General features: G+C 48.3%; 8 protein-coding genes. All 8 read left to right on the forward strand.

Annotation, left to right across the window (positions count from 1 at the left end; genetic code table 11):
• The first annotated feature begins 41 nt into the window (after nt 1-41).
• Nucleotides 42-803: a glucose 1-dehydrogenase gene (locus tag VF724_RS09265; RefSeq protein ID WP_371753957.1), complete on the forward strand. Its 762-nt coding sequence runs from the start codon at nt 42-44 to the stop codon at nt 801-803.
• A 24-nt stretch (nt 804-827) separates the two neighbouring features.
• A complete protein-coding gene (locus tag VF724_RS09270) occupies nt 828-2,114 on the forward strand; it encodes a hypothetical protein (RefSeq protein WP_371753958.1) in 1,287 nt (428 codons plus the stop codon).
• A gap of 141 nt (nt 2,115-2,255) precedes the next feature.
• On the forward strand, nt 2,256-2,648 hold the full coding sequence (locus VF724_RS09275; protein WP_371753959.1) for an ABC transporter permease subunit: 393 nt from the start codon (nt 2,256-2,258) through the stop codon (nt 2,646-2,648).
• 5 nt (nt 2,649-2,653) lie between these two features.
• Entirely contained in the window at nt 2,654-3,655 is a 1,002-nt protein-coding gene (locus tag VF724_RS09280) for a branched-chain amino acid ABC transporter permease (protein WP_371753960.1), read from the forward strand.
• Nucleotides 3,630-4,355, forward strand: a complete 726-nt coding sequence (locus VF724_RS09285) for an ABC transporter ATP-binding protein (RefSeq protein WP_371753961.1) — start codon at nt 3,630-3,632, stop codon at nt 4,353-4,355. The genes VF724_RS09280 and VF724_RS09285 overlap by 26 nt, the downstream gene beginning before the upstream one ends.
• 2 nt (nt 4,356-4,357) lie before the next feature.
• Nucleotides 4,358-4,897, forward strand: coding sequence for an ABC transporter ATP-binding protein (locus VF724_RS09290; protein WP_371753962.1), 540 nt, complete (start codon nt 4,358-4,360; stop codon nt 4,895-4,897).
• Entirely contained in the window at nt 4,866-6,365 is a 1,500-nt protein-coding gene (locus tag VF724_RS09295) for a 4-hydroxyphenylacetate 3-hydroxylase family protein (protein ID WP_371753963.1), read from the forward strand. The genes VF724_RS09290 and VF724_RS09295 overlap by 32 nt, the downstream gene beginning before the upstream one ends.
• A gap of 231 nt (nt 6,366-6,596) precedes the next feature.
• Nucleotides 6,597-7,109 (forward strand): PAS domain S-box protein, encoded by a 513-nt coding sequence (locus VF724_RS09300; protein ID WP_371753967.1) that lies wholly within the window; start codon nt 6,597-6,599, stop codon nt 7,107-7,109.
• Nucleotides 7,110-7,190 lie beyond the last annotated feature (81 nt).

The following is a 7,190-nucleotide window of genomic DNA, read 5'->3' on the forward strand; positions in this document are numbered from 1 at the left end:
GAAAGGGCCAATTCTGATATTCAGACAAGGAGAGATGTTGTGTGAGATTAAAAGACAAGGTTGCCGTAATAACTGGCGCGGGATCGGGGATCGGAAGAAAAACGGCGATTCTTTTTGCCGAACATGGGGCCAAAGTAACTGCTGCCGATGTGAATTTGGAGACTGCCGAAGAAACCTGCTCTATGATTAAGGAGCAGGGGGGGCAATGCATTGCAGTTAAAACAGATGTCAGCAATGCACGGGATATCCAAGAAATGCTGAACACAACTTTAAACGCGTTTGGAAAATTAGATATATTGTATAATAATGCCGGTATTCCGATGATCGCGCAGAGCATTGAGGATGTGACCGAGGAACTGTTTGACCGTATCATGGACGTGAACGTCAAAGGGGTTTTCCTCGGATGCAAATATGCCGTTCCCATATTCAAGATGCAGGGAACCGGTGGAGTTATTATCAGTACGGCATCGAGTGCTGTTTCCCGGCCCAGACCCGGCCAGAATATATATGCTGCCTCAAAAGGAACTATTGTCACTTTAACCAGGGCCTTGGCCGCAGAGCTGGCCGAACATCAGATTCGCGTTGCAGCCATTAATCCTGTGGCGGTGGATACTCCGATGTTCTACGGTTTCATTGGCGACCGTGACGAGCAAGAAGCAAGGGCAAGCTTCAAATCCACGATTCCTCTTGGCAGAATGGCCCAGCCCGAGGATATTGCTTACGCTGCTCTGTACCTGGCATCGGATGAAGCGTCACTGGTGACGGGGGCCATAATGGATGTAGATGGAGGACGAGGAGTATAAAACGCGAAGGATAAGTGTGCAGTTATGAAAATCAAGGTTGGTCTTATCGGTTCCCATTACATGGTTGATCGTATGCTCAATATCGTCCGGGAGTTTCCAGTGCTGGAGCATGTTCTCCCGCTTCCTTTTCAAAGCGAGGCCGAAACCGTTGAGCTGTTCCAAGAGAACATGAACCGTCTGGACATTGCCGTGTTTTCGGGTCCTGTGCCATACATTCTGGCAAAGGACTTGCTGGCGGAATCCAAAATGCCCTATTTTGTTGTTCCCTATGACGAATCAACGGTCATGTCTACACTTATCTATTTATCCTATCATCGCGGAAATCAACTGGGCAGACTCAGCTTCGACCTGCCTGATGAGCGTAATGTTTTTGATGTTTTTTCCGAGCTGAAGATTCCGTTGCATGACATCTATACACTGGATTATCAAAAAGAGTTCGATGTGGATGTGCTGCTGCGGTTTCATCAAGCCTTATGGGAGCAAGGAAAAATTGATTACGCACTGACATCGCGGAACAATGTGTTCGATGAATTGGTTTGCCGGAATATCCCCTGCATAAGAATGGTCCCCCTTTACAAATCAATTCGGGAGACGATGAAGCTGGTACTCCTTAAATGCGAAACGCTCTTGCTGGATTTGGCGAGATTTGCGGTTATCAACATCGGCATTAATCTATTTAACTACAGATCGAACATCAACCACGAGGAAATAACCACAAAGATTTATCAGTCCATGCTGGGTTTTGCCAAAGTGATCGGCGGATCGATCACACAAAAATCAGGGTATGTTTCCATATATACCGATAGAAAGAAATTGGGCGAGATCACCAACGATTTCACGTTTTTTCCCTTTTTGGACAAATTGAAAGAGGACATCCGAATTCAATTATCCATCGGGCTGGGTTTGGGCTGGACGAATCACGACGCCGAAAGCCACGCCATGATTGCGCTGCAGGAAGCTTATGCACAAAAAGAAAGCGCGATCTTTATTGTCAATGAAAACAAAGAGATCAAAAATCTTGTTAATACAAAAATTAATTTCATGTTGAAAACGACGGAGAAAAAATTGCTTGAGATTGCAGAAAAAACGAACTTGAGCATAAAGACGTTAAGCAAAATCAAAAATTATTGGATAATGCAAGATAAAAAATGCACGAGCTCAGAAGAACTGGCCAATGGTTTGAATATCAGCAGACGTCTGTCTCAAAAAATTCTCAAAACATTGGCAGACAATCATTATGCTGTCATTGTCGGTGAAGAACAGCCTCATTATAAGGGCCGGCCGCGGCCGTTATATGAATTGCATTTCTGATTTAAGCTTTATGATGGATTTATGGCGAAAACCCCATGATTATCTCTGTAAAAGGAGTGGCCGGGGTTTTTTTGCTTTTCAGCAGATCAAAATACCGAAAGCGCTTTCTGAGGTTGGCATGATAATTGCATGTTATACCTGGTGAGAGTACAAGTCTTTCATTTCGGGAAAGGGGTGATACAACAATCGGCGACCTTGATGGGAGTCAATATCAAAAAAATATATGCCTTGACTTTTGCGATCGGAACGGCTCTGACCGGACTCAGCGCCACTCTGTTGATTCCGATGTATCCGGTCCATCCGACAATCGGATTGAACTTCGTGCTCATGACCTTTGTCATCGTTGTGATGGGCGGCATGGGAAGCATTCCGGGAGCCTTGCTCGGCGGACTGCTGATAGGAATAATTGAAACACTGAGCGCTTACTTTTTTGATCCGGGCTGGAAGCAAGCGGTTTATTTTGTGGTCTTCATCTTATTGCTGGTAGTCAGGCCGCAGGGATTCTTCGGACAAATCGGAGCAGAGGAGTTGTAGTGTATATGAAGTTCTTCATGAGGTTGCCGAAATTCTCCTATGTTTTACTGGGTCTGCTGCTGCTGACCTTGTTCACTCAGTCCTCTTACTTTCTTGACATTATTATTATCAGCTTTATATGGGCCGCCGCGGCAGGGGCATGGAATATTTCCGGCGGCTATGCCGGACAATTCTCGCTGGGACACGCCGGGTACTTGGGAGTGGGGGCGTACACCTCGACCCTTTTGTATATCCATTTCGGACTTTCGCCTTGGATCGGCATGATTGTCGGAGGTATTCTGGCTGCCGTTTTCGCCTTTGTCATCGGTGTGGTGACTTTCCGGCTCAAAGGTCCGTTTTTCACGTTGTCGACCATCGCTTTTGCCGAGCTGGTTTACATCAGCGTCACGCAGCTCAGGGATATTACCCAGGGAGCGATGGGCCTCAGCATTCCTTTTGACACCGGGGTTGCCAATTTCATTTTTAACGAGCCAAGAACATATGCTGTTGTAGCGTTTGTTCTGATGGTGCTGGGTTACATCATTTCATATGTCATCCAAACCTCAAAATTGGGTTATTATCTGATTGCGATGCGTGAGGATACGGATGCGGCCCAATCCTTGGGAGTCAACATTACTTTTGTAAAGCTGTTCTCCACGTCGTTAAGCGCATTTTTAACGGCCATCGCCGGAACGTTCATGGCGCAGTATATCATGTTCATTGAACCTGAAAATATTCTTGCCCTGTCCATTTCCATTCAAATCGCCATGTTTGCCATTGTGGGGGGAATGAATGATGCGTCGGGCCCGATTATCGGAGCTTTGCTGCTCTCGCCCTTGGGCATATTCCTGCGCGGGTACGCGACGGAAATAGCGGGATTGCATCTGTTTATATACGGTCTGATTCTGGTCCTGGTCGTCTTGTATCAACCCAACGGAATCGTTGCCGGCATTGAAAAATTGCTCAAGAGAAAGGCGAGCAAAGCGGATTGGAGGGGGCAGGATGTCTCAAAACGGAACATTGCTTGAAGTGAGCAATCTGGGCAAGCGTTTTGGCGGAAACTGGGCCATCAAAGGGGTGAATCTGGAGGTCCGGCCGGGAGATATTCTGAGGATCATCGGACCTAACGGGGCCGGAAAAACCACTTTGTTCAACATGGTCACCGGATTTTTAAAGCCTACGGAAGGGGAGGTTTATTTTAAAGGCGAGAGGCTGACCGGCGACAAACCCGAGAAGATCAGCAAAAAAGGGATTGCCCGCACCTTTCAGATTGTCAAACCGTTTGGACAGCTTTCCGTGCTGGACAATATTATGGTGGGTGCGCTGAAGCATGAAAGCAAGGTGCCGAAAGCAAGGGAGAAAGCTAGGGAATATGCGGATCTGGTCGGCTTGACCCCGTTTTTGCATGTTCCCGCCAGCACCTTGACGATCGGCAACCGCAAGCGCCTGGAAGTCGCGAGAGCGCTTGCGACACAGCCTGAGCTTATATTGCTCGATGAAGTCATGGGCGGCTTGAATGATGCCGAAACGGTGGAAATGATGAGGATTGTTGAAGCTCTGCATCAGGGAGGCTTGACTATCTTAATTATTGAGCACAACATGCATGCTTTGATGTGTTTGTCCAAAAAAGTCGCCGTCTTATGCTATGGTGAAAAGCTGGCAGAAGGAACCCCGGAAGAGGTCTCATCCAATCAAGATGTCATCGATGCTTATTTGGGGAGTGAATAGCGATGATCAGGGTGGAAAACTGCCAGCCGATCAGTGACGTCCCCGCTTACAAGAGGGTGGAAATGGGTTTGGTTCAGGTTCCGGAAGGAAGGCAGCTGTCCCCGTTCTTATCGGTCAGGGAAAACCTCGAAATGGGCGCATATACGCAGCGGGCGAGATCGAATTTGAAAGAAAGTCTGGAAAAGGTGTTCGGGCTGTTTCCGAGATTGAAGGAACGGGAGAAACAGCTGGCCGGAACCATGTCGGGCGGAGAACAGCAGATGTGTTCGATAGGGCGGGGATTAATGTTCATGCCGAAATTGATCGTGTTGGATGAACCGACGCTGGGTCTTGCTCCGCTGCTTGTCAAACAGATCTTTACCATAGTTGAGAACCTGAAGCAAATGGGAATTACTGTGCTGCTGGTTGAACAAAACGTGCGGCAGTCCTTGCAGGTGGCCGACAGGTCCTACATGCTGAGCAACGGAAAGGTCATGACGCACGGGGCCTCGCAGGAGCTGCTGAACAGCGATGAAATCAGGCAAGGGTATTTGGGAATATGAAAGGGAAATGGGGAATGTTCCGATGATGACGGCTGAACAGTATATAGAAAGCCTTCGGCTGCAGAAAAAAGAAGTTTATTTTATGGGGGAAAAGGTCGAGAATGTGGTCGACCATCCGGCGATGCGCCCCCATATCAATTCGGCATCCGTGACTTATGAGATCGCCAATGACCCGGTACACGGGCAGGTTGCGTCGGCTGTATCCCATCTGACCGGGCGCAAAATCAACCGCTGGACGCACATTCCGCAGAATCAGGAGGATTTGGTCAATAAAGCGAAGATGCTTCGCGTGGCCGGACAGATTACAGGCACCTGCTTTCAAAGATGCGTCGGCATGGATGCACTGATCACGTTATATTCTATTACCTGGGAAATGGATCAAAAGCTTGGAACAGATTATCACGACAGGTTTAAAGCCTTCCTGATCGAAACACAGGATAAAGACCTGATGACGGATGGAGCAATGACCGATCCGAAGGGCGACCGATCGAAAAGGCCCAGCCAGCAGCATGACCCCGATCTTTATGTGCGGGTTGTTGAAAAAAGGGAGCACGGAATTGTTGTCCGGGGCGCCAAAATGCATCAGACCGGCGCGATCAATTCGCACCAGATTCTGGTTATGCCGGGTATGGGCATGGCGGCGGATGAACAGGATTATGCGGTATCCTTTGCCGTTCCGGCAGATGCGCAAGGAATCATTTATGTGTTTGGCAGACAGGTGAACGACAGCAGGAAATGGGAAGGGGAAATCGATCAGGGCAACCCGAAGTACGGGGTCGTCGGCGGAGAAGCCCTGATTATTTTCGAGGATGTGTTTGTGCCGTGGGAGCGGGTGTTTATGCTTGGAGAAACCGAGTTTACAGGTCCGTTGGTGGACCGGTTTGCCTCCTACCACAGGCAGAACTACGGAGCGTGCAAATCAGGCAATCTGGATGTCCTGATCGGCGCCACCACGGCGGTTGTTGATATGCATGGCATTGCAAAGGCCGGGCATGTCAGGGACAAATTGTCCGAGATGGCCCATTTGGTGGAAACGATGTACAGCGGCGCGCTCGCTTGTTCCTATCACTGTTCATCCCTCTCCTGCGGCACCGCCTTTGTCGATCCTGTCCTGGCCAACACTTCAAAATTCAACACCGCCCGCTATTATCCCGAGGTTACCCGGCTGGCCCAGGATTTGGCCGGAGGCTTCCCGGCGACCCTGCCTTCCGAAAAGGAACTGGATAATCCCCGGGTATCCGATTATATTCTTAAATACTACAAAACCGGAGAGAATGCCGATCCGCTGGATCGGATCAAAATGGGACGCTTGATCGAAAATATGACCGGATCAACCCCTATTATTGAATGCATGCATGGAGCGGGGTCGCCCCAGGCGCAGCGGGTCGTGATCCAGCGTTCGATCGATTGGCTGGGCAAACGCAAGCTTGCGGAAAAAATCATTAGCTCTGGGGAACAGGAATCATAAAGAATAATCGGCTTCCTCCAAAAACCGTCGATGTCAAAGACGGTTTTTTTGCGCTAAAATTTCGATGCAATATTGGGAATTTTCCAATTATGGTAGCATAATGATGAATAATTACATCAGCATGTATGGTCTTCTGTTTGCCTGCGGATTGTTGTTTATTGGGTGCCCGAAGGATAATGCCGATGCAAAAAGGCATCAAGACCAAAAAAGGGGGAAGGGGTATTGGAATACGTGGAGCAATATTTGAATGAACTCATTGAAACCGTGAACAGCTCCGTTCTGTTTGTCGATCATGAAGGAACGATCGTGTACTGCAATCGGCGTACCGTCAATGTGGCCGGAATGCCTGAATCGGAAATCATCGGCAGGTTCATCAACGATGTTTTTCCCGACAGCAAGCTGATGGATTGCATCCGGACGGGCGAGTATCATTTTGGGCAAAAAGTAAAAATGAAAGGCGTCACCTATGTTGTGCATAGGCGCCCGGTCTTTTTCAATCAGCGGATTGTAGGGGGCTTGTCTGTCTTTCATGACATCACTGAAGTGGAGGAGCTGAAAACGGACCTCAATTTTGTGCAGAGTTTGAATAAGCAATTGGATTCGATCATTCATTCGAGCTATGACGGTATTTTCATCTCTGACGGAAAGGGCAACGGCATCAAAGTGAATCAAGCTTATGAGAGGATTACCGGTGTGAAGCCGGAAGAGTTGTTGGGCAAAAACATGAAGGAGCTATTCCTGTAATGAATTAAAATGCGGTTTGCAAAACAAAAAGCGCCTCCTGTATGCTGGGTCATGGAATGCTGTACATTCACTGCCCTAATT

Origin of the sequence: Ferviditalea candida, from assembly GCF_035282765.1 — a bacterium.
In the GTDB taxonomy this organism is placed as follows: Bacteria; Bacillota; Bacilli; order Paenibacillales; family KCTC-25726; genus Ferviditalea; species Ferviditalea candida.